The sequence below is a fragment of the Nocardia cyriacigeorgica genome, assembly GCF_005863245.1.
GTDB lineage: Bacteria > Actinomycetota > Actinomycetes > Mycobacteriales > Mycobacteriaceae > Nocardia > Nocardia cyriacigeorgica_C.
On sequence record NZ_VBUT01000006.1, the window covers coordinates 1 to 20,973 of the forward strand.

General features: G+C 67.3%; 24 protein-coding genes. 9 read left to right on the forward strand and 15 right to left on the reverse strand.

The genetic code is table 11. The features are described from left to right. The 11 genes from FEK34_RS15950 to FEK34_RS15995 all read right to left on the reverse strand — a co-directional run. Nucleotides 1–355: hypothetical protein (locus FEK34_RS15950; protein WP_212748770.1), on the reverse strand; the 355-nt coding region annotated here is incomplete at its 3' end. Nucleotides 356–423: 68 nt separating this feature from the next. Then, on the reverse strand, nt 424–753 hold the full coding sequence (locus FEK34_RS15955) for a type VII secretion target (RefSeq protein ID WP_138448617.1): 330 nt from the start codon (nt 751–753) through the stop codon (nt 424–426). A 422-nt stretch (nt 754–1,175) separates the two neighbouring features. Further along, on the reverse strand, nt 1,176–1,901 hold the full coding sequence (locus tag FEK34_RS15960; protein WP_138448618.1) for a hypothetical protein: 726 nt from the start codon (nt 1,899–1,901) through the stop codon (nt 1,176–1,178). A 40-nt stretch (nt 1,902–1,941) separates the two neighbouring features. Next, nucleotides 1,942–2,775, reverse strand: coding sequence for an ESX secretion-associated protein EspG (locus FEK34_RS15965; RefSeq protein WP_138448619.1), 834 nt, complete (start codon nt 2,773–2,775; stop codon nt 1,942–1,944). After that, nucleotides 2,772–4,145, reverse strand: coding sequence for a PPE domain-containing protein (locus FEK34_RS15970; RefSeq protein WP_138448620.1), 1,374 nt, complete (start codon nt 4,143–4,145; stop codon nt 2,772–2,774). Before FEK34_RS15970 ends, FEK34_RS15965 begins: the two co-directional genes overlap by 4 nt. After that, on the reverse strand, nt 4,145–4,549 hold the full coding sequence (locus FEK34_RS15975; protein ID WP_138448621.1) for a hypothetical protein: 405 nt from the start codon (nt 4,547–4,549) through the stop codon (nt 4,145–4,147). Before FEK34_RS15975 ends, FEK34_RS15970 begins: the two co-directional genes overlap by 1 nt. Before the next feature lie 45 nt (nt 4,550–4,594). Further along, nucleotides 4,595–5,158 carry a DUF3558 domain-containing protein gene (locus FEK34_RS15980; RefSeq protein ID WP_171048243.1) on the reverse strand — a complete coding sequence of 188 codons (564 nt, stop codon included), beginning with the start codon at nt 5,156–5,158 and terminating at the stop codon, nt 4,595–4,597. Nucleotides 5,159–5,375: 217 nt separating this feature from the next. Beyond that, nucleotides 5,376–5,720 (reverse strand): hypothetical protein, encoded by a 345-nt coding sequence (locus FEK34_RS15985; protein WP_138448623.1) that lies wholly within the window; start codon nt 5,718–5,720, stop codon nt 5,376–5,378. Nucleotides 5,721–5,957: 237 nt separating this feature from the next. Continuing rightward, on the reverse strand, nt 5,958–6,152 hold the full coding sequence (locus FEK34_RS15990; protein ID WP_138448624.1) for a hypothetical protein: 195 nt from the start codon (nt 6,150–6,152) through the stop codon (nt 5,958–5,960). Next, nucleotides 6,149–6,313 carry a hypothetical protein gene (locus FEK34_RS30015; protein ID WP_171048244.1) on the reverse strand — a complete coding sequence of 55 codons (165 nt, stop codon included), beginning with the start codon at nt 6,311–6,313 and terminating at the stop codon, nt 6,149–6,151. Before FEK34_RS30015 ends, FEK34_RS15990 begins: the two co-directional genes overlap by 4 nt. A gap of 16 nt (nt 6,314–6,329) precedes the next feature. Next, on the reverse strand, nt 6,330–6,515 hold the full coding sequence (locus tag FEK34_RS15995) for a hypothetical protein (RefSeq protein WP_138448625.1): 186 nt from the start codon (nt 6,513–6,515) through the stop codon (nt 6,330–6,332). 291 nt (nt 6,516–6,806) lie between these two features. Here FEK34_RS15995 and FEK34_RS16000 point away from each other — a divergent pair, with 291 nt between their 5' ends. From FEK34_RS16000 to FEK34_RS16010, 3 genes are all read left to right on the forward strand, one after another. Beyond that, nucleotides 6,807–7,691, forward strand: coding sequence for a helix-turn-helix domain-containing protein (locus tag FEK34_RS16000; protein ID WP_138448626.1), 885 nt, complete (start codon nt 6,807–6,809; stop codon nt 7,689–7,691). Further along, complete coding sequence (locus FEK34_RS16005) at nt 7,688–7,897, forward strand: DUF397 domain-containing protein (RefSeq protein ID WP_138448627.1); 210 nt, start codon at nt 7,688–7,690, stop codon at nt 7,895–7,897. Before FEK34_RS16000 ends, FEK34_RS16005 begins: the two co-directional genes overlap by 4 nt. Before the next feature lie 539 nt (nt 7,898–8,436). Continuing rightward, entirely contained in the window at nt 8,437–9,843 is a 1,407-nt protein-coding gene (locus FEK34_RS16010) for a glycoside hydrolase domain-containing protein (RefSeq protein ID WP_138448628.1), read from the forward strand. 203 nt (nt 9,844–10,046) lie between these two features. On the opposite strand, the gene FEK34_RS16015 is transcribed toward FEK34_RS16010, so the two are convergent. Together FEK34_RS16015 and FEK34_RS16020 are read right to left on the reverse strand one after the other, a co-directional pair. Then, entirely contained in the window at nt 10,047–11,072 is a 1,026-nt protein-coding gene (locus tag FEK34_RS16015) for a zinc-dependent alcohol dehydrogenase family protein (RefSeq protein ID WP_138448629.1), read from the reverse strand. Nucleotides 11,073–11,357: 285 nt separating this feature from the next. Beyond that, nucleotides 11,358–13,010 carry an MFS transporter gene (locus FEK34_RS16020; protein ID WP_138448630.1) on the reverse strand — a complete coding sequence of 551 codons (1,653 nt, stop codon included), beginning with the start codon at nt 13,008–13,010 and terminating at the stop codon, nt 11,358–11,360. A gap of 168 nt (nt 13,011–13,178) precedes the next feature. Here FEK34_RS16020 and FEK34_RS16025 point away from each other — a divergent pair, with 168 nt between their 5' ends. The 4 genes from FEK34_RS16025 (at nt 13,179) to FEK34_RS16040 (ending at nt 16,209) form a co-directional block, all read left to right on the forward strand. Further along, complete coding sequence (locus FEK34_RS16025) at nt 13,179–14,087, forward strand: helix-turn-helix transcriptional regulator (RefSeq protein WP_138448631.1); 909 nt, start codon at nt 13,179–13,181, stop codon at nt 14,085–14,087. 277 nt (nt 14,088–14,364) lie between these two features. Further along, on the forward strand, nt 14,365–15,375 hold the full coding sequence (locus FEK34_RS16030) for an Rpn family recombination-promoting nuclease/putative transposase (protein ID WP_171048245.1): 1,011 nt from the start codon (nt 14,365–14,367) through the stop codon (nt 15,373–15,375). Nucleotides 15,376–15,492: 117 nt separating this feature from the next. Further along, nucleotides 15,493–15,690, forward strand: a complete 198-nt coding sequence (locus FEK34_RS16035) for a hypothetical protein (protein WP_138448633.1) — start codon at nt 15,493–15,495, stop codon at nt 15,688–15,690. A 114-nt stretch (nt 15,691–15,804) separates the two neighbouring features. Further along, nucleotides 15,805–16,209, forward strand: coding sequence for a hypothetical protein (locus tag FEK34_RS16040; RefSeq protein WP_138448634.1), 405 nt, complete (start codon nt 15,805–15,807; stop codon nt 16,207–16,209). A gap of 20 nt (nt 16,210–16,229) precedes the next feature. On the opposite strand, the gene FEK34_RS16045 is transcribed toward FEK34_RS16040, so the two are convergent. Further along, a complete protein-coding gene (locus FEK34_RS16045) occupies nt 16,230–16,706 on the reverse strand; it encodes a hypothetical protein (protein ID WP_138448635.1) in 477 nt (158 codons plus the stop codon). 273 nt (nt 16,707–16,979) lie between these two features. Then, nucleotides 16,980–19,382 (reverse strand): thiamine pyrophosphate-dependent enzyme, encoded by a 2,403-nt coding sequence (locus tag FEK34_RS16050; RefSeq protein WP_138448636.1) that lies wholly within the window; start codon nt 19,380–19,382, stop codon nt 16,980–16,982. 151 nt (nt 19,383–19,533) lie between these two features. Here FEK34_RS16050 and FEK34_RS16055 point away from each other — a divergent pair, with 151 nt between their 5' ends. Together FEK34_RS16055 and FEK34_RS16060 are read left to right on the forward strand one after the other, a co-directional pair. Next, entirely contained in the window at nt 19,534–20,148 is a 615-nt protein-coding gene (locus FEK34_RS16055) for a Uma2 family endonuclease (RefSeq protein ID WP_138448637.1), read from the forward strand. 190 nt (nt 20,149–20,338) lie between these two features. After that, nucleotides 20,339–20,803, forward strand: a complete 465-nt coding sequence (locus tag FEK34_RS16060) for an aminoacyl-tRNA deacylase (protein WP_138448638.1) — start codon at nt 20,339–20,341, stop codon at nt 20,801–20,803. Nucleotides 20,804–20,973 lie beyond the last annotated feature (170 nt).

Below are 20,973 nucleotides of genomic sequence, written 5' to 3' on the forward strand. Positions count from 1 at the left end.
AAGTCTCCGCCGCCCGCGCCCGATACGCCGACGCCGACGCCCCCGACCAATTCGCGATATCCGCCGAGACGGCCTGCTTGTGCGTATCGACCGCCGAACTGACCTGCGTGGCAACGTTTTCCCACGTCTTCGCATACGCAGTGATCTGATCAGGATCCCCCGCAACCCAATCCAACGCATCCGACAACGGCTGCACATGCTCGATCAGGAAACTGACACCGAACCCCGCCAGCGTGCCGATCGGGTCGACGACCATCGCCGCGACCTCCATCCCCGCGGCCGCGATCCCCACCCCCGCCTCGATCCACGACCCCGACGAAATCGCATCCTTGACATCAGCGACCGACTCGAACAACGTGACACCGGAATACCACTCGGTGGAATCCTCACGCGCGGCGATCAGCGGATTCGACGCCGTATCCGTCACCGCGAAACCCCGCTACCAGCCGCCTTCACCGCCGCCGCATTCGAACCGTCCGCGGCCGCGAACGAATCCGCCGCCGAACGCAACTTGGTGGCATCCTCCGACAACGCGGTCAACGCCGTCTCCAACGCCGTGATCCCATCGGTCTCGACCGAATCCACAAACAACGGAGGCAGAAACGCACACAACTTCCCGAACGCATCCGTCGGCGCCGACACCGCCCTCGCCGCCTCCAACGCCTGACCCATCGGGGCATTCAAGCCCTCGACAGTCGCGGCATGAGTCCGCAGTTCCTCCGGATCCACCTGCACCGGCAGAGCATCGGTCATCGTCTTCCCCCCAATCGAGCATTCCTCTAACGCACGGCGGCTGGCGTCGGCGTGATTGTCTGATGTTACCGGGCCACCCCGAACCCACCCCGCTCACCGCCACGACGAGGGAGACATCACGCAGACCTTCGCGGCGTGTCGCCTGCCTCACGACTCCCTCGCGGGCGGTCATTCAGTGCTCGACGACATGGGGTTGGTGAGCGGCGATTTCGTTGGACACGGACCGGGGGGTGCCAGCGGCGTCGATCTGCCGAACGTTATGCCGACTGCTGCGGCGATGATCTGCCGAACTCCGGCAGGCCCACGCGATAGGTCGCTGTCCTGTCCGGGCGCGTGGCGCGGCCCATCGACCGGTCGCTGATCGGGCCGATTCGCAGGCTTAGTGCGCGGAGAGTTGCCCGAACAATGTCTCGTGACGCCTTCTATCTCTGAATTATCTCGACCACGCCTGCGTTCCACCGGGTGCCGCAGCCCGGGCAGTGGTCGATGAAACGGTGGGCTCGGTATCGGGGGACCATGTCGTCGGAGAGCGACACTGCCGGCTCGAGTGCCAGGACCAAGAACCTTGTGTGGCAGCTCCGGCACGTGAACGGCATATCGGTGGTCACGATCGTTCGATCGAACTCCGAGCGGTAGGGAAGGCCCGCAGAGATCTTGAAATCCAATCGGTCCAGGTCGGTGCCGTCGCTCCAGTGCAGATAGAGGGCGAGCGATGCGCCCCACGGGAGCGACACGTCGACTCGCCTGGTCGAGGTGGATTGCTCCAGAAAGTCTTGCATCTCACCCGGGCGAACGTTCCATGGCGGGCTTTCGCCGAGGCGTCGGCTCCATCGAAAGTGGTACTGGGCGTGATGCTTTCGCAGTTCGACGGTCTTCTCGTCAGGGGCACTGGCAGCCACTGCTTTGTCGGATGCCAGGGCGCTCACGCGCATGGGTGTGCGCAGATCGTCGACCACGACCACGGTCAACACCTCGCCGGGCTCCGGCTGGACACCATCGTCAACCCACGACGGTGCTTTCAGGTTATCCATGAATCCGGGCGTACCATCGCCGAACTCGACGTCGACTCCCCACGGGTGCCGACCGATCACGATCACTTCGGATTCGCGCTGTGGTCTCAACTGCCTACACAACTCATGATCGCGCATTCGGCCTGCACTTCTCGTCTTCACTGGCTGGGAACCGGGTCTACACCAACCACCCCCGCTCATTGCGCTGCTGGTAGTACAGGTCGTCGTCCTCCTCGACCGGGTCGGGGACGCGTTGGGGGCGGCGGGCGGCGGCGGTGGCTCGGAGGCGGTCTTGGAGTTGGCGGACGAGTTCGTCGGGTGGGCCGGGGGTGACGGTGAGGTCGTCGTGGTTGTGGTGGTGCAGCAGGTAGCGGCCGTCGTCGGGATAGTCGAGCCAGATAAAGGCGCGGCCGTCGTCGGTGGGGCGGGCGTCGAGGGTGTAGCCGGGGTAGACGGTGATCTCGCCGGTGCCGATGCGGGGGCGGCGGAAGAAGCGGTTCATCTCCTCGGCGGGGGACAGGCGGGTCGGATGATGGGAGTAGACGGGCTGATTCAGGTCGGAGCGGCGGGCGCGGAACGCACGATGGGAGCCGCCCTGGTAGCGGGGGAGGCGCCCGATGATTTCCGCGGCCAGCGACTGGGACCGGCACTGGGTGATGATGATGTCGCGGCCGTGCGCGCGGGTGGGGCCGGGCTGCTGGGTGGCGATGGTGGCGACCTGGTCGACCACCCCGGCGTGCACGCGCACGACCTGCGACTGCTGCGGGCCGTAGAACCCTTCGATCTCCACCCGCACCTGCGGTTCCAGCAGGATGGCGAGCGCGTTGTAGAGCCGTTCGTCGAACACCTGCTGCAACCGCTGCGCCGCCTGCATGCGCATGCGTTCGTAATCGTCGAGATGCTCGACGAAATCGGGCTTGTAGCTCAGCGGGTACGGCAGACGGTCGCGGCCGAGCGCCTCCAGCGCGATGGTGAACGCGAGACCATCGAGCTGCCAACGGTTCTCACTCATGCGCCGATGACTCCACCCGGTGGTAGCACGCGCGGCTGCTCACCGAGCAGCTCGGTGGTGCGGTCCTGCACCAGATAGTCGGGGGTCTTGTGCTCGTCCTCGTCGTCGCCGCCCTTACCGCGCGCGCCGCCGGGCGGCATCATGCCCATCGGCATACCGCCACGGCCCATGCCCGCGGCCCGCGCGGCCGCCGCGTTCGCGCCACCCGCACCGCCGGACTGGCCCGCACCGCCACCGGGCAGGCTGCGGCCGGCGCCCGGCACACCAGTGCCGCCGGTGCCGCCGCGTGAGCCACCGGCGCCGCCGGTTCCGCCGGGGAATGCGCCGCCGGGGAATCCGCTGGTGCTCGAACCCGGCTGGCCGGTGCGGGCGAGCGGGTCGTCGAGGGAGGTCTTCGGGGTCGCCGAATCGAGCGCGGACGCCGCTGTGGTGGACGGGGCGGAGCTCGGGGTCGTGGACTCGGGATCGGTGCCGGTGTCGGTTCCGGGGTCGTCGGTGCCGTCGTCGTCGCCGGGTTTCGGCTCGACGGGTTCTTCGATGCCCGGGTCCACGCCGCCGCCTGGCGGTCTGACGCCCGGCGGGTCGGGCGGCAGAACGATGGGCGGTTTGCCGTCGCCGTCGTCGATGGGGCTCTGCGGTTTCGCGAGGATGGGCGTGCGTTCGTCGACCGCCACCGCGCCCGGCTGATACACGTTGACCATCACGTCTTCGGCCAGCGCTTCGGCCTCGTTGGCGCGATGCTTGTTCGTCTTGAGTAGGCCATTGCCGGGAATATGGCCGACGAACTCGTCGAATCCGGAGACCTCGACGGGCGGCGCCACCGACATCTTGGCCTGACCCAGATAGCCCTGGATCAGGTCGATGCTGTTGGCGACCAATTGGAAAGTGTTCGGCAGCTTCTTGGCCGCGTCGGTGTAGGCACGGGTGCCGTTCATCGCGGCATTGGCGGTCTTACCCGACCACTTGTCGTTGATCGCGGTGTCGACTGCCTTGCGGAACTCCTCGATCGCGTTGGTCGTGCCCTCGGTGAGCCGCCGCCAGCCGTCGGCACCGGCGTTGATCTCACCTTCGGCTACCGCCGGATTCTTACCGTCACCGTTGAGTGCGTCGTAGATCTTCTTGTGATCCCATGTCCTGAACGCCTCTTTCGGGCCGTTGGCCGGAGCCCAGTCTCCCTCGTAATCCTTACTGAGCCGATCCCGTTCGCTGTTGATGATCTGCCGGTCGGGGTCCCACTTCTGCGCGCCGGCGTTGCGCAGGCCCTCGGCGATATCGGAGTTTTCCTGAGACTCGTTGTAGTTGCGGCCGACCTGCGCGCCACCGGCAATGGCGCCGACGACCACGACCGCGGCTACTAGTGGAACAACCATCAGCGAATCCCCTCCCCGGCTGTTGTGACGTTCGAACCGACGGCCTGGTCGGTGTTCTGGAGTTGCCCGATCGCGGCAGCGTAGGTGTCATGCATGAGTTGGGCGATCTCGATGTGCTTCTCGAGGCGTTTGACCGCGGAGTCGTCGGGGTCGTCAGCTCTGCCGGCTACGGCCTTGGCTTGGAACTTGTCGCGGAGGTGCAGGGCAGATGGGAGTCCGCCGTATCCGGACAGGTGCTCGAGCTGCTTTGCTTTGGCTTTGAGGTCGTCCAGCTTGAGGATGTAGTCCGCGCAGGCACCGCGGAGCGCCTCACCGATACCCTCTTCCATCCTCAAGTCGCCGTCGATCGCCTGCTGCTTGAGTTGCTGCCACTTCTGAATTTGTCCCTGGGTGTCATCGCTCATTACATGGTCCCCTGCACAGTGTCCGACATCTGCTTGCCGCGCCTGTCATTTAGGCAGGTAAGGCTCCAGGTCTACTGCGCGTTCGAGTGCTAATGCGCAGACATCGAGATCGCGCTTACCGAGGCGGGTCCAGGACGCGCTGATGTTGAACATGCCCTGCTCGGCAGGGAAGGCGACGTAGCAGATCTCTCGCTCGGTATCGCTGCTATCGAAATAGGTCAGCCCATTCCGCGGACCGACGACAACTTCCTTGAGGTCGGTCAGGTCGTCTCGTGCACGGGTCTCGTCGATGGTGTGGCTTGTCGAGAAGACGCCGATCCTGTAGCCGCGATCCGCTGGTTTCCAGTTGCATACCCGCCAGGTCGACGGACCTTCTGGCGGATCGGTCAGGACATCCTTCGTTGAAGGGTCCAGGCCTGCTGCATGAAGTGCTTCGTCACTCAACTCCGAACACGGGTTGAAGATCTCGATCTCATCCAGATTCCTGGTGGTCGACGCGGTGTTCGAGCCTGCGGCCGTCGGCTCCCCCTCCGTGGTCGATCCGCATCCGGCGGCGAGCAGCGCCACGGCTGCTGCGGCCATGGTGGCGCGTAGGACGTCGGTTCGCATAGCTCTCCCTGGGCGTCGGCGTCGGATTTCCCCGGTCATGAATATAGACGCAGGCGACCCGGCCTCGGTTCCATCTATTTCGAGATCGGGTGATATCGGGCGGCGATCCGGCGAAACGGCAGGTCAGGGACCTGGGAGATGGGAGTTCGGCGTGGTCGCGCGAGGCTCGCGCGCGGTGTCCCGCCCGGCGGGGTGTGTGGCTACCGGGCGGGATGGCTCATCGGTCGATGGGTATGCGCGGGTGGACGACTTCGCCCGTGTGGAGGGCGCAGAACATGCGCAGGACGTGGGTTTGGCGGTCGGTGAGGTGGCCGGGCTGTGGGGTGAGGACCACGTCGGTGGCGGGGTCGAGGGTGCGGAGGAGGCGGAGCAGGTCGGTGGTGGGGTCGTCGCCGGGGACGGTGAGGATGCGGGTGAGGTGGTAGCCGTTGGCGATGGCCAGCAGGCGCAGGCGGGCGTGGTCGAAGCCGGGGTTGGTGGTGAGGTCGGCGCGGAGGTAGCCGACGGCGTGCGGGCGGGCGGGAAAAGATGCTCTCGGCGCGGAATTGGGCCGAGTTTGCACAGTGAAAAATTCGGTTTGACTGTGGATCATGGAAAGTCGCCGTTCGTCAGTGCAGGCGGGGACGAGGTGAGTGCACGGCCGCGGGTGGTGGAGGGAGTTGTTCAATGGCGGAATCGCCGGAACGGAATTAGTGCGGCATCCGCGAAAAGTGTTGCCGTCGTGGAGATCGGCGTGAATACCGCGGGGAATATTCCGCGCGGAATAATCGGCGCGAACGACTGGATTGCGCCGCTTCGGTTATTCGTTCAAGTACTTTTCGATGCCGTCCAGGTGCTCGGCCCGGAACAGCTCGACGCCGTCGGTCGCGTCGAGCAGCGCCCACTGTCCCTCGTCCGGGACGGCGATGAGCTGGTAACCGGCGCGGCGGGCGCGCGGGGTGAGGAAACGCAGTCGCGCGGTGGTCGCCGGGTCGGTGTGCGGGTGCTCGGTCACTGGGCTCGGCTCCTGTTCTCGGCGTCGGGCTGCCAGTTGCGCAGGGCATCGGCGAACCGGGTCAGAGATCGAGTATCGGTGATGATCGGGCAGTTCAGCGGGTGTTTCGGCGACGGGACCCCGGACTCGCCGGGGACGCGTCGCGGCAATGCCTTACTCACGAATGCCTCCGGTGGTTCAGAAACCCATATGCGGGCGGTCGGCCGGCACCATGCGGCGATCGGCCACCAACCGGGCCTTGGCCTGCTGCTTGATCGGGCAGACCGACACCAGGCAGTCGATATGCACCTGCATCACCCGGTGCGCGTCGCCCACCGTCATGGACGGCACCCGCTGGTGATCGATCACGGGGACTCCGAACATGGTTTGCACCTCGTACTTTCGAATCACGAACGAATGAATGTGCCCGGCGGCGCCACCGAATGCACGCGGTGCGGAGGCGGCGCGCCGTGCGGAGGGGCATCGGCCGCGGCGCGCTGTCCTGTTCACCGCCGGACACGCAGTAAGTAAACACCGAAATTGTGTGTTTCTGGCGTGTCTGGATGCGATTGGCGCACAATGAAATTGATCCACCTGGAACGGTTTCTACAAACTAACTGACCGTTCCATTCAATCTGACATGACGGTGAGCGAAGCTAACGAAAGGCGGTATCCGTGCAGACGGAATCGAGCCCAACGACCCTGCCGCGACGGGTCCTCGGGCGACGACTGCGTGAATTGCGCGAAGCACGCGAACTGAGCCGTGCACGCGCGGCGCAGCAGGTGCAGATGGGCGCGCAGACGCTGTGGAGGCTGGAATCCGGGCGCGGCAGCGAAGTCAAGCGGATGGTGATCAACGCGCTCTGCGATCTGTACGAGTCGGAGGAGAGCGACCGGCGCGAACTGCTGTGGTTGGCGGAGGAGTCGCGGAAAGAGGGCTGGTGGCAGTCCTACACCGATGCGATGGTGCCCGAGGTCGAGGTGTTTCTCGGGCTCGAACAGGCTGCAAAGCGTGTCTTCTCGTGGCAGCGGACCACTCTTCCCGGCCTGGTGCAGACCCCCGGCTATCGCCGGGCGATGGGAGATGTGTTCGGAGCAGAATGGCGCGCCGTCGACCGCGAACGGGAGATCGATCTCGTCGCCAAGCGCCAGGCCAGGCTTGATGATGTCGAGAACTTCACTTTGGAGGTCATGCTGTGCGAGTCCGTACTTCGTCATTGCATCGGAAGCCGCGAGTGCATGGGCGAGCAGCTCGACCATCTGCTCCGAGTCAGCGAGCGGCCGAACGTGTCGATCCGTGTCGTCGAGTTCTCAGCTCCGAACCACCTTGGCTTGATGACCAAGGACTTCGTCTATCTCGAGTTCCCTGAGCACCTGAATCCCGTACTGAACGAGCCACCTGTGGTCTACGTCGAGGGCTTCACAGGCAATCTCTATTTGGACAAGCTGAACGAGATCACGCCGTATCAAGCAGCATGTGCCTCGATCGCGCAGGTAGCGTTGGACGAGCGAGACACCCGAAGCCTCATCGAGGCGAGAGCTAAGGAGTACAAGCCGTGAATATCGACTTGTCCCGGGCCGTTTGGTTCAAGAGTAGCCGTAGCACCACCGGCAACGACTGCGTCGAGGTTGCGCATCTCGAGTCCGGCATGGTCGGTCTGCGTGACTCGAAGAACCCGACCGGCCCGGCATTGCTCTTCGGCCCGGACGGCTGGGATGCGTTCTTGACGGGGGTAACCGCGGGCAAGTTCAACCCGCTCTCCTGAAACCCACTGCGGCGGTGACAAGCTGGGCGGCGCCCGGTCGAACGGTGGCGCCCGGCTACTGCACACACAGCCGGTATAGGTTGCGCCCGAACGGGCCGGTGCGGCGACCTGCCGTGCATCGGCACGGGCGGTGATCCGACCGGCCTGGCACCGCACCGGCAGCACCGCCGCAACCCGTTGGTCTCGTGGCCGGAACGGCCGGAATGCCATCTGGATACGATGTGGCAAATCCCGGCCGCGATCGGCGCTCACCTCGTATCGTTGAGGGTGCGACCCGCCGCCAGGAAAACTGTTCGGGCCCAGCGTATCCCCAGCGTCACGTGTTTTGCCGGTATCTCCACGGGTTACTCCGGTGGCAGGGCGGGGCGATGCCGAGGGACCCGTAGGCGCGGCAGCGGGCCGTGAATGAGTTTCACCTGCGGTTATGCCGGAGAGCTCCGCCCGGCGCTGCTCGGCTGCTCGTCCCGGCCGTCGAGTGGCGTCCACCCCAGCTCCACAGTCAGCAGAGGTTCGGTTCGACGAGAAGCAAGGAGACGGTTATGCAACTGCTGGACTTCTCAGCGAGCCTGATCGACCCGCAGGCGATCGTGGACGCCGGGTACGCCGGCGTGATCGGCTACTTCTCGGAATCCCGGCCGGGCACCAACTTCGGCGCCAAACCCCTCCGGCGCGACTACTGCGACGCGCTGCGCGCGCACGGCCTGGAAATCGTCTCCAACTACCAGTACGGCAAGGGCGAAACCTCCGACTGGCTCGGCGGCTACGACGCCGGAGTCCACCACGCCCAGATCGCGGTGCGCTACCACACCGAGGCCGGCGGGCCGCCGCGGCGACCCATCTACGCACCGGTCGACGCCAACCCCACCCTTCAGCAGTGGAACGACCTCATCGCGCCGTTCCTGCGCGGCTGGGCCAGCGTGGTCGGGCTCGAATGGACCGGCATGTACGGCAACGCCCGCTGCATCGAATGGGCGCTGGAAGACGATGTCGCGCGGTGGTTCTGGCAACACAACTGGTCAGGCGACCCGGCCCTCAACGTCGACCACCCGGCGGCGCATATGCATCAGATCGAGATCGACGCCCGCCAGGTCGGCGGGGTCACCGTCGATGTGAACACCGTGCTCGAGCCGGACTACGGGCAGTGGTCGCTGGCGGGCGCCGCGCCCAAGCCCGACTACCGTGAGATCAACGAGATCGGAGTATCCCCGAACTGGCATTCCCGCGAGGGCGCGCCCGTGCTCTGGTGGCTGCTGCACACCCAGGAAGGCAACGGCACCGCCGAATCGCTGGCGAACTACCTACAGAACCCGAAGAGCGGCGTCTCCTACCACTACACCGTCGACAACTCGGTCACCGTCGTGGACGTCATCGACACCGATGTCGCGTCCTGGTCGGTGCTCGACGCCAACAACCGCTCGATCAACCTGTGCTTCGCCGGCAGCCGCGCGGCCTGGTCGCGGCAGCAGTGGCTCGACAACATGGGTCGCGGAATCGACGTCGCCGCCTACCTCGCGGTGCAGGACAGCCGCCGCTACGGCTTCCCGGCGCGCATCATCACACCCGCGGAACTCGGTGCCGGACGGCCCGGCATCGCCGACCACTACGCGGTCACCGAAGGGCTCGGCGTCGGCTCACACACCGATGTCGGCCCGAACTTCCCCTGGGACGTCTTCTCGGCGGCAATCACCAAGTACGCGAATGGAGCTGACATGTCCTTCCTCGAAGAAACCCTCACCAACTACCGAGGCGACACCGTCACCGTCGGCACCCTGCTGCACTACCTCGACAAACACGTCGGCCTCACCCTCGACCAGGTCGCGGGCCCGGACACCTCCCGAGGCGCCGACTTCCCCGGCTGGGAATCCCTCGGCGGCCGCACCGTCGTCGAAGCCCTCGCCGCCATCGGCGAAAAACTCGGCATCGAAGGCTTCGGCAACCGCACCTGACCCCGACGAGGGGTACCGGTGCCATCGGAGCGTCGGCAGTCTCCTGTACCCCTCGTCGCTATTGCGGCAGCTCGGGTGATCCGTTGCGTGCTCGCGTCGGATATGACGTCGGCAAACGATGCCGACCGGATCGCCCGGCCGCGCGAAGTCAGCCGATCCCACGCGACCCGATCGAAGGCTCGGCAGCGCCTACCGTCGTCAGGTCAGAGGGTGAGCAGGGTTTTGATGGCGCGGCGTTCGTCCATGGCCTTGTAGCCTTCGGCCGCCCGGTCGAGCGGCAGGGTGAGGTCGAAAACCTTGCCGGGATTGATGTCCCGCCGCCAGATCAGGTCGATGAGCTCTGGGAGGAAGCGGCGCACGGGGGCGGGGCCGCCGTGCAGGTGGACCTCGGAGAAGAACAGCTCATCGGCGGGCAGCGCGACGCCTTCGTGCGCGACGCCGACGAAACCGATATGCCCGCCGGGGCGGGTGGCGCGGATAGCCTGCATCATCGACTCCTGGGTGCCGACCGCCTCGATGACGCTGTGCGCGCCGAGCCCGCCGGTGAGCTCCTTGATCGCCGAAACACCCTCGTCACCACGGGTTTCCACGATGTCGGTGGCGCCGAACTCGCGGGCCAGTGCCTGACGGTCGGCGTGGCGGCTCATGGCGATGATCTGCTCGGCGCCGAGCTGCTTCGCCGCCAGCACACCCATCAGTCCGACAGCGCCGTCACCGACGACGGCCACCGTCTTGCCCGGGCCGACCTCGGCGGCGACGGCGGCGAACCAACCGGTGCCGAGCACATCGGAGGCGGCCAGCAGCGAGGGAACCAGCTCGGGATCCGGGTGCCCCGGTGTGGGGACGAGGGTGCCGTCGGCGTGCGGGATACGCGCCCGCTCGGCCTGAGTGCCGATGCTCCCGGCGACGAACGAACCATGCACACAACGGGATTGGTACCCGGCGCGGCAGATCTCACAGGTGTTGTCGGAAATGCAGAACGAGCCGACGACGAAATCGCCGACCTTCAGCGTCCGCACCGCGTCGCCGATCTCCTCCACGACACCGACGTACTCGTGACCCATGGGGGTGTGGTCGACCGCCTCGACACCCCGATACGGCCACAGATCCGACCCGCAGATACAGGTCGCGGTGATCCGGATGATCGCATCGGTCGGCTCGATGATCGTCGGGTCCTCCCGGTCGACGACCTGCACGTCACCGGGGGACTGCATCACTACTCCACGCATCGTCGTGGTCCTTTCTCATCGGTTGGTCAACGGGCGGAACATGGTGGTTGGTGGTCCGAGATCGACTCGGGTTCGGCGGCGGTCGGCGCGTCGAGCGCTGCGCCGGTCCTGCCTTCGCGCGGCAGGCATCGAACCGGTCCCGTCGCCGCGTCCGCGCCGCGTGCCTGCGGCGAGCCGCCGGCAGCCGAAAACTCCGGTTCGAGCCGAGCGGTGCACACCAGCCGACACCCGGGCGGTACCCGCAGGGAGGTCGAAGAATCGGACATTCAGGGTGGTCGCCACAGCTCAGCTCACCCCAACGAGTTCCCGCGCGGGTTCGTGAGCCGGTCGGCTCGGTGTTTCGCGCGGCCGACGCGGACGGGCGGCCGCCAGCCACGCCACCGGGATCAGCGCCGACGCGGTGATGACGGCGCCGAGCACAGGCGGGCCGGTGACGCCCAGCGAAGTCGACAGAGTCGTCGCGGCCAGGGCCGAACCGACCGCGGTGCCGAGGTTGAACGCCGCCGTCGCCAGCGACGACGCCAGCCGCGAGCCGGGACCGGCGAAACCCATGGTCTGGGCGATGAGGATCGGATTGACGCCGAGCCCGGACGCACCGAGCAAGACGACGAGCACCACCACGACCAGCGAGTGGCTCGCGGTCGCCGCCAACACGAGCAGCATGGCGGAAGTCAGTGCGACCGCGCCCGCGATGGTCGTCAACGGCCACCGATCGCCGAGGCGGCCGCCGAGCGCGGTACCGCCCAGCGCGCCGACCCCGAAACCGACCAGCACCAACGGCACCGCTGCGGCAGAAATACCGGCGCGGTCGGTCAGCAGCGGGGTGAGGAAACTGTAGGCGCCGAGGAAACCGGCCTGCGCGAGCACGATCGCCGCGAGCGTCATCCAGACTCGCCACGGCCGCACGGCCGACAATTCCGCACTCACCGACACCCGGGGGTTCGCGTGTCGCACAGCCGACCCGGCCCCGGACTCAGCCGCCCGCGCGGATAGCTGGGGGTCGCGCGGTGCGGATTTCAGAGCCTCGGCTGCTGTTGCCCGCGTGGACATCGACGGCGCGACAGCCGGCGCCGATGCGAGCCTTGGCGGTTCGCCTGTGGTGGCCGACGCGGGTATCCGGGGCTTGGCTGTCGCTGGCGGTGCGGGATCGGCTGCTGCCGCTCGTGTGTACATCGAGGGCTCGGCTGCTGCCGCTGACGGGAGTATCGGAGGCTTGCCTGTGGTGGCCGACGCGGGCGTCCGGGGCGTAGCCGCTGCCGTCGGTGCTGGTGTCGGGGCCTGCCCTGAGACGATCGGTGTGGGTGTCGGAGGCCCACCGGCTGCGGCCGAGGCAGGTAGCTGCGGGGGCGCCGCCGAGTCGACGTCCGCCGGTGCGCATCGCCGCACCGCAAGCAGCGCGGGCACCGACAGCGCGGCGAGCATCCAGAACGGCCCCCGCCAACCGGTGAGTTGACCGGCGAACGTGCCCAACGGCACCCCGGCGACGACCGCGAGGCTCAGACCGCCCGACATCACCGCCAGCGCTCGCGCACTCGCGCCGGGCCCGGCGACGGAGGTCGCCAGCACGGCGCCGGTGGCCCAGAAGGTGCCGGTGGCCAGCGCGGTCACCACGCGGGAGACGGTCACCACAGTGAAGGAATCGCTCACCGCGGCGACGAGATGCCCGGCGGCGAACACCAGCAGCGCACCGAGCAGCGTGGCCCGCGCGGGCAGGCGCAGCGTCAGCAGGGCCATCACCGGCGGGCCGACGATCATGCCGACGGCGAACGCGGTGACCAGCAATCCCGCACGCGCGATATCGACGCCCAGATCCGCGGCCACCTCGGGCAACAGCCCGGCGATCATGAACTCGGTCGTGCCCATCAGGAAGATCCCCGCCGCCAGCACGTACACCAGCGCAGGCAGCCGGGGCGCGGTCCGGGAGGGTTGCGCGCTCATATCACCTCTCGATCTCGGCACGTTCCAGGAACTCGGAGCACGACCTCGCTCCGGCCTCCATGCAACGCCGCGGACCGTGCATGTGGGAGGCGTAGCTCAGAGGGGTGCCGGCAGTACCCCCTTCGCAGCACCTGGTGACCGGTGGGTGGCGGTCGTAGCCTCACAGGTATGGAGTCCAGCAACCGAGCCGCCGAGATCGGCCAATTCCTGGCGTCGCGGAGGGCGAAAATCACCCCCGACCAGGTCGGACTGCCGGTATACGACGCCGCCAAACGCCGCGTCCCCGGGCTGCGGCGGCAAGAGGTCGCCACCCTGGCCGGGCTGTCGGTCGACTACTACACCCAAATCGAACGCGGGAAGGTCACCGGCGTCTCCGAGTCGGTGCTCGACGCCATCGCGCGCGCCCTGCATCTCGACGAAGCCGAACGCTCGCACCTGTTCGACCTGCACCGCAACGCCATCATCAGCCCGCAGCGGTCCCGTCCGCGCCGCACCAAAACCATCCGGCCCGTCGTCCAGCGCATGCTCGACGCGTCGACGGCGCCCGCATTCGTGCGCAACACCCGGCAAGACCTCGTCGGCGCGAACCAGGTCGGCTACGCGCTGCACTCGCCGCTCTACCCGGACCCGCTGCGTCCCGACCCGAGCCGCCAGGTCAACATCCCCCGGTTCTGTTTCCTCGACCCGCGCGCCCGCGAATTCTTCCCCGAATGGGATCAGGTGGCCGACGGCATCGTCAACCTGCTGCGCACCGACGCCGGCCGCGACCCCTACGACCGCGGCATCTCCGACCTCGTCGGCGAACTGTCCACGCGCAGCGACGAATTCCGGGTGCGCTGGGCCAAACACAATGTGCGGCTGCATCATACGGGCACCAAACGCTTCCACCATCCGGTCGTCGGTGATCTCACCCTCGACTGGGAGTCGATGCCGCTGCCTGCCGATCCCGGTCTGTTTCTCACCTTCTACACCGCCGAACCCGGTACCCCGTCCGCTGACGCGTTGACCCTGCTTGCTGGTTGGGCGGCAACCGAACTCGGGGCCGGTTCCGACGATCGGGCAGTTCGCGGCAGCTAGACGGCGGTTCCGCTTCGACGCCGGCGTAGGGCGCACGGATGCTGGCAGCCGGTGCGCTGTCGGGGCCGCTGTGACCACTCACAGGAGGTGGACACGGGATTCGTTTGTGCGCCTGCTCGTTTCCTCTGGAGGCTGCCGGAACCGGTCGGAGTGGGATGAGCCGGGAACGTCGCTCAGCGGAGTCGAACGCCAAGTCCGCGTCACGGGTCCCGTCGTGTCGGCGAAACGCCGTAACCGATTCGTGATCTGTCGGTGCGGTCGCGTAATTTCGCGCGCTGTGACCACACCGCCGTCGAACCCGCACGACGCGTACTTCCGCCAGGTCTTGGCGCGCCCGGAAAACGCGGAGTCCGAGTTGCGGGCCGCGCTACCGGCGACGATCACGGCCCGGATCGATTGGGCCACATTGGCGTTGCAGCCGGGGACCTTCGTGTCCGAGGAACTGCGATCCCGCTACAGCGACCTGCTCTACCGGGCTCGCTTCGACGGCCGCGACGCCTACATCTACCTGCTGATCGAGCACCAATCCAGCAACGACCGTTTCATGGCGCTTCGCATGCTCGAGTATGTGGTGCAGATCTGGAATCAGCACCGCAGGGAAGTGCAGGAACGCCGTCGCCACGAGCGGCGCGGGAAGACGCGCAGTTCGGCGGCCGACAGCGAGCAGCTGCCGCCGGTGATCCCGCTGGTCGTGCACAGCGGTGAGCCGCGCAGCTGGGCAGCGCCCACCGACCTGGCCGAACTGATCGACCTCGACCCTGGTGCCGCGGACGATCTGCGCCGGTACCTCCCGCGCTTCCAATTCCTCCTCGACGACGTCGCCGCCCTGGACATCGAAGCCCTCCGAGCCCGCGAACTCACCCCGGAGACCAGGGTGATGCTGATGCTGCACAAGATCGCACCAGGCAATACCAACCTCGGCCACGATATGCTGATACTGGTCGATGACCTGCGGATCCTGGAATCGGACCTGCACCCGTCCACCGACCTGAAAGTGCACTTCCACTATCTGCTGATAGTCGGAGACACTCCAGAAACCGATCTGGACCAGGTGATCGAGCAACTCGGTCCGCGCGCGAAGGAGGCGATCGTGACTACGGCTGAGCGGTTGATGGCCCGGGGGCGCGCCGAAGAGCTCTGTCTGACGCTGCTCGATCTACTGAATATCAAGTTCGGTGAGCTGCCATCGGGGGTTGTGGAGGCTGTCCGTGCGGCTGATCCGGCTCAGATGCGGGTGTGGACGCGGCGGGTTGTCACCGCGTCGACGATTGAGGATGTTTTCGGCTGAACTGGCTCGATCTGTGTCGCGGGGTGGGTCCGGCGATCTGATGGCCGGTCGTAAGTTGAGCGGGCCGATCTGGACCAGGTGATCGAGCAACTCGGTCCGCGCGCGAAGGAGGCGATCGTGACTACGGCTGAACGGCTCATGGCCAAGGGGGAGGTGCGTGGGATGTGTTCGGCGCTGCTCAGGCAGCTGGAGTTCAAGTTCGGTCAGCTGCCGCTGGGGGTCGTGGAGGCTGTTCGAGCGGCCGATCCGGCCGAGCTGCGGCTGTGGGCGCTGCGAGTTCTCACGGCGTCGACGCTGGACGAGATTTTCGCCTGATCCGGCCCAACCTGCCCGCGGTCTGGTCCGGCGATCTGATGCTACGTCGTAAGTTGAGCGGCCGATCTGGACTAGGTGATCGAGCAACTCGGTCCGCGCTCGAAGGAGGCGATCGTGACTACGGCTGAACGGCTGATGGCGCAGGGGCGTGCTGAGGGCATGGCTGAGGGGGAGATGCGTGGTCAGCGTGAGGTGCTGCTCCTATTGTTGGAGGCGAAGTTCGGTCTTCTACCGCCAGGTGTCGTGGCGGCTGTTCGAACGGCTGATCCGGCTGAGCAGTGGGTGTGGGCGCGGCGGGTTGTGATGGCGTGGACGCTCGGTGATGTCTTCAGCTGGTCCAGCTGGGACGAGGGGGAGATGCGCGGGGCCCGCTCGGCAGTTACCGGATTGCTGAAGACTAGGTTCGGTGAGCTACCGATCGAGTTCGAATCGATGGTCCAGGCGGCAGACTCGGACCAGCTGAGGATGTGGGGGCGGCGAATTCTTACCGAGTCGACGATCGAGGATGTCTTCGCCTGATCGGGCGCAGTCCACCGCCCTCATCGGTATTCGGTGGCCAGGTCGCTGTAATCGCGCCACTGGGGCATCGGCTGGGTGTTCAGGTAGGCGGTGAAACGGTCGAGCAGGTATTGCCAGCGGGGGCCGATCGTCGCGGCCTGCTCGGGGTGGACGTGGCGGCGGACCAGCTCGAGGTTGGTGACGACGCCGACCTGGCTCAGGCGCAGTTCGAGGGCGCCGTCGCCGTCGATTCGGGCGTGGAGGTCGTTGGGGGCCGAGCAGTGGTCGACGTGGACGGTGAGGGGGCCGGGGACGGGGCCGTCGTCGGGTTCGATGACGAGATCGGTGCCGGTGCCGGAGACCGCGCCGAACCAGCGCACGAGCTGGCGGAGCTCGGTGCAAGCGGCCCATACCTCCAGGACCGGATGCCGGAACGAACGTAGATAGTGCAGCAGGACCAGGTCATCGGGGCAATCGTGTTCCGGTCGCACTTCGCCGAGCATCGACATCGTCGTCATCGGTGTACCTCCCGCGGTTCGCTGTCGCTGTCGAGAGTATTTCCCGTGGGCCGCTCGCGAATCGTGATTCGGTGCAATCGCTTACAGGCCGGCGCGTCGGCCACAGCGGCACCGGTATCAGTTCGGTGGTCAGATCCACCACCACCGCGATAGCCTCGCCCAGCCGCGGCGCGCCGGCGGTCGCGGTCACGCTGACGACTTCGCTGGCGCATGCGGGCGGCGAGGTATTTGGGCGGACTCGATGGCGTACGTCGGCCGATGCTCGCCCACATGTCATCGGGCAACGAGTTCGACGGCGGCGGACTCGATGGCGGATTCGTCGAGCAGAACCGTCGCCGCGGCCGGGCCGAGGGGAACGAAACTGTCGGCGCTGGTCACGCGGGCCAGGCGACCGGTGAACCCGGCGTCGAGCAGGACCGCGTACACCGATTCCGAGACGCCGCCGCTGCGCCGGGTCTCATCGGCGACCAGCACCCGGCCGGTGATCTCGGCGTGGTGGAGCAGATCGTCGTGCGGGAGCGGAGCCAGCCAGCGCAGATCGAGGACGCGGGCGTCGAGACCGCGCGCGGCGAGCCGACGCGCGACCCGCAGGCTCATCGGTACCCCGTTGCCGAAGGTGACGATGGTCAGGTCGGTGCCGTCGCCGTAGGTCCTGGTCCGGCCGATCGGCACATGCCAGGGCGCGGCCGCCGGGGCGAGCCAGCCGTCGTCGCCGGATTCGTACAGGTCACGGCGGTGATAGAGAGCGATCGGCTCCACGATGACGCACACCCGTCCGTCCACCCGCGCCGCCGACACGCAGGTGCGCAGCAACGCCGCCGCGTCATCGGCACGGGCGGGCACCGCGACCACGAGCCCGGGAATATCGCGCAGCGCGGCCACGGAATTGTCGTTGTGGAAATGCCCGCCGAAACCCCGCTGATACGCCAGCCCGGCGACCCGCACCACCATCGGATTGCGGTAGCGGCCCCCGGAGAAGAACTGCAAGGTCGCCGCCTCGCCGCGCAACTGATCGAGCGCATTGTGCACATACGCCAGGTACTGGATCTCCGGGATCGGCACGAATCCGGCCAGCCCGGCGCCGAGTGCGCTGCCGAGCACACTCTGCTCATCCAGCAGCGTGTCGAACACGCGCCGCGCGCCGAACTCCTTACGCAAGCCCTTCGTCACCCCGTACACCCCACCCTTGCGCGCGACATCCTCCCCGAACACCAGCAGGTCGTTATCGCGGGCCAGCAGCGCGCGCAGGGTGTGGTTGATGCCCTGCGCGAGAGTCAGCGGAATGTGTTCGGCGGCAGAGGGTTCGGTCGAGGTTTGCGGATGTGAACTCGTTAGCAAGGCATCGGAGTTTTCGCCATCCGGCATTGAGTCGTGTTGTGGGCCAAGGCCCGGTGCGGAGGCGGTCGCCTGCCCGGGCACCCCGGGCTCGGACGGACCCTCCGAAGAAGTCGGGCTCGCTGGGCCGGGTGTTTCGGCTCTGCCGGGTTCCGCGGCTGGGGCGGGGGTTTCAGCGTCGCCGGGCGCTGCATGCGGGTGGGCGGTGCCGCGCTGGACGTCGGCCCGCACCAGGTCGGGATGTGCTGGTGCGAGCGGTGCCATCACCTGCGCTGCGGAGGTGAGTTTCGGTGCGTCACTTAGTTCCTCCGCTACCGCGGCGACCTGCTCGGCGATCGCGTCGTACCGGGCCAGCACCTCGTCCGGGGTGCTGATTCCGACGGTGATCAGCATGCGCGCGGTGGCGGTGACCGGGTCGCAGGCGGCGTCGGCGGCGATCGCGGACGACGCCCGGTAGGCGGTTTCGACATCGGAACCGGCGTGGCCGAGCAGCCGCACCGTGCGCAGACGCAGGAAGGCCGGGGCGCGGTGGGTGCGCACCCAGTGCACGGCTTCGGTCGCGGCGGTGAGGGCGTCGAGCAGATCGCAGCCGTCGGCGTCGAAATACCGCAGGCCCCGGCGCTGCCCGTAGGCGGTGGCGATCCAGTCGGGCGGTGTCGGGACGCTGATGCCGATGCCGTTGTCTTCGCAGACGAACAGGATCGGCAGGCCGACACCGAGATGCGCGGTGTGGACCGCGGCGTTGATGGCGCCCGCCGCCGTCGAATGATTGGCCGACGCGTCGCCGAAGGTGCACAGCACCACCGCATCCTGCGGCCATTCCCGGGCCACATCGAGCCGCACACCACGCTCGAGCGCGAACGCCAAGCCCACCGCGCGCGGCAGATGCGAGGCGATGGTCGAGGTCTGCGGTATCACCGCCGCGGGCTTGCTTCCGAACACCTTGTGCCTGCCGCCGGAGATCGGATCGGCCGCCGCCGCAACAACACCCAGCAGCACATCCCGGATCGGATCCAGCCCCGGCACCCGCCGAGCCCGCTGCACGAAGAACGCACCCGACCGGTAATGCAGCAACGCCGGATCATCGACTCGCGTGGCGATCGCCAGCGCCGCATTGCCCTCATGCCCCGAGGAGCCGATGCTGTAGTAGCCGCGCCCCGCCCGCCCCAACCGCCGAGCCGCGAGATCCAGCTGCCGGCTCGTCACCTGCGAATCGAACAGCTCGACGCACAAACCCGCACTGATCCCCGGAGCCACCATCTCCTCGGCCGCCCGCTTCACCCCCGGCACGGCAGCCCGCACAGCCGCCCGGAACTGCTGCTCGAGCTCCTGCTCGCTCATCCCCGCACCCCGCCGACTACCCGCGCGCTCGTCACCAAGCGCCGCGACCGCCCGATGCCCCAGGTCATAACCGCCAGCCTACGACCGCCCGGCCCCCGTCTGCCCGCGCCGCGCGGCACTCTCGCCAGCTGCACGGAGCTAGGGTGTAAGCATGTCTGCACCGCGCAATGAGCCGGAGCGCATCGTCACCGTCGAGGAATTCCTCGCGGGCCCACCGGAGAACTTCGGCGAGATCCACGACGGTGTGCTCGTCGAATGTATGGCGCAATCACCCGAGCACGATCTTGTGGTGCGTCGGCTGGTGGCAGCGCTCGAATACGCCATCGACCCCTCAGGGCCATGCCGTGAGGTACACAGCGATACGCCGGTGCGCCTGGCCGACGCGGAAACCTCCGACGCCAACCGGCGTCTGCGTGCCCGGTACCCGGATGTGCTGTTGCGGGATTGCAGCGACGGCGGCTACGACGTGCAGACGGTTGCGCAGCAAGCATTGCTGGTCGCCGAAATCACCTCGGAAGGCACGGTTGATGCCGACATCGGTATCAAGCGCGAGCTCTACGCGCGTGCCGGAATTCCCGTCTACCTGATCGTCCACTTCGACAAGGACTGGCAGCAGATCACCGAGATCGAGGAATGCCGGCTCGATTGGTCAGGACGCCGATACGTCACCCGGCACACGCATACCGACGCGCTGGTGCTGACCACGCCGGTGACTCTCGCTGTGACGTTCGCCGAGCTCCAGAGCAGACTTCCTCGCCGCAGGTGAACCGAACGTATTCCTCCGCTGGCAGTACCGCGGTTTTCGACGTCCGCGCCGCGGCACGGCGGGAGTATTATTTTCCCTGTTCAACCCGCCCCACGGCGCGGAAGTGACCTGCCGGAGGGCAGGGAATCCTCCGTCGGCCGGTTCCGCCGCAGTGGTCGTCGAAGAGCCATCACCTACGGAGGCAACGATCATGGGAATCGCCACGAGCATGCGGGAGTATCTCGACGGGCTGCACGTCCACTACGACGTGACCACGCATGACAAGACATCGACCTCGGCGCGGACCGCGCAGGCCGGGCACATCCCCGGCCGGCAACTGGCCAAAGGGGTCGTGCTGAAGAAGAACGGCGGGTACATGGTCGCCGTGCTGCCGTCGAACCGCCTCATCGATCTGGCCGAGACCGGTGCGATGGTCGGCGAATCGGTGCGGCTGGCCTCCGAGGAGGAGGCCTCGGCGCTGTTCCCGGACTGCGAGACCGGCGCCATCCCGGTGGTCGCCGAGCCCTACCACGTGCCATGCGTGGTCGACGACCAGCTCGACCAGCGCGAGGACGTCTACTTCGACGGCGGCGACCACAGCACCCTCGTGCACGTCTCGGGATCCGACTTCGCCCGGCTGACGTCGAGCTACCCGCACGGGCACATCACCATCTGAACTCGGCGTCCCGGGCCGCGTCGGCCCTGGCCGCGCCGCCTCGAGCTGAGCGGCATTGGGCCGGGCTGCGACGAGCCCAGCCGAGCCGCGTTGGCCGAGGAACGTTGGGCCGGGCCACGACGAGACGGGCCGACGGGCGGTTGGGCTGGGCCGACGGAGCCGCGTCCAGA

Bases quoted from the DNA above. Each gene is read 5' to 3' on its own strand.
- FEK34_RS15995 (WP_138448625.1), bottom strand. From the start codon at position 6,515: ATGTTCGGAGTCCCCGTGATCGATCACCAGCGGGTGCCGTCCATGACG.
- FEK34_RS15955 (WP_138448617.1), bottom strand. From the start codon at position 753: ATGACCGATGCTCTGCCGGTGCAGGTGGATCCGGAGGAACTGCGGACT.
- FEK34_RS15960 (WP_138448618.1), bottom strand. From the start codon at position 1,901: ATGCGCGATCATGAGTTGTGTAGGCAGTTGAGACCACAGCGCGAATCC.
- FEK34_RS15970 (WP_138448620.1), bottom strand. From the start codon at position 4,145: ATGGTTGTTCCACTAGTAGCCGCGGTCGTGGTCGTCGGCGCCATTGCC.
- FEK34_RS16010 (WP_138448628.1), top strand. From the start codon at position 8,437: ATGCAACTGCTGGACTTCTCAGCGAGCCTGATCGACCCGCAGGCGATC.
- FEK34_RS16055 (WP_138448637.1), top strand. From the start codon at position 19,534: ATGTCTGCACCGCGCAATGAGCCGGAGCGCATCGTCACCGTCGAGGAA.
- FEK34_RS15980 (WP_171048243.1), bottom strand. From the start codon at position 5,158: ATGCGAACCGACGTCCTACGCGCCACCATGGCCGCAGCAGCCGTGGCG.
- FEK34_RS15965 (WP_138448619.1), bottom strand. From the start codon at position 2,775: ATGAGTGAGAACCGTTGGCAGCTCGATGGTCTCGCGTTCACCATCGCG.
- FEK34_RS16015 (WP_138448629.1), bottom strand. From the start codon at position 11,072: ATGCGTGGAGTAGTGATGCAGTCCCCCGGTGACGTGCAGGTCGTCGAC.
- FEK34_RS16045 (WP_138448635.1), bottom strand. From the start codon at position 16,706: ATGACGACGATGTCGATGCTCGGCGAAGTGCGACCGGAACACGATTGC.
- FEK34_RS16060 (WP_138448638.1), top strand. From the start codon at position 20,339: ATGGGAATCGCCACGAGCATGCGGGAGTATCTCGACGGGCTGCACGTC.
- FEK34_RS16025 (WP_138448631.1), top strand. From the start codon at position 13,179: ATGGAGTCCAGCAACCGAGCCGCCGAGATCGGCCAATTCCTGGCGTCG.
- FEK34_RS16020 (WP_138448630.1), bottom strand. From the start codon at position 13,010: ATGAGCGCGCAACCCTCCCGGACCGCGCCCCGGCTGCCTGCGCTGGTG.
- FEK34_RS16050 (WP_138448636.1), bottom strand. From the start codon at position 19,382: ATGAGCGAGCAGGAGCTCGAGCAGCAGTTCCGGGCGGCTGTGCGGGCT.
- FEK34_RS15975 (WP_138448621.1), bottom strand. From the start codon at position 4,549: ATGAGCGATGACACCCAGGGACAAATTCAGAAGTGGCAGCAACTCAAG.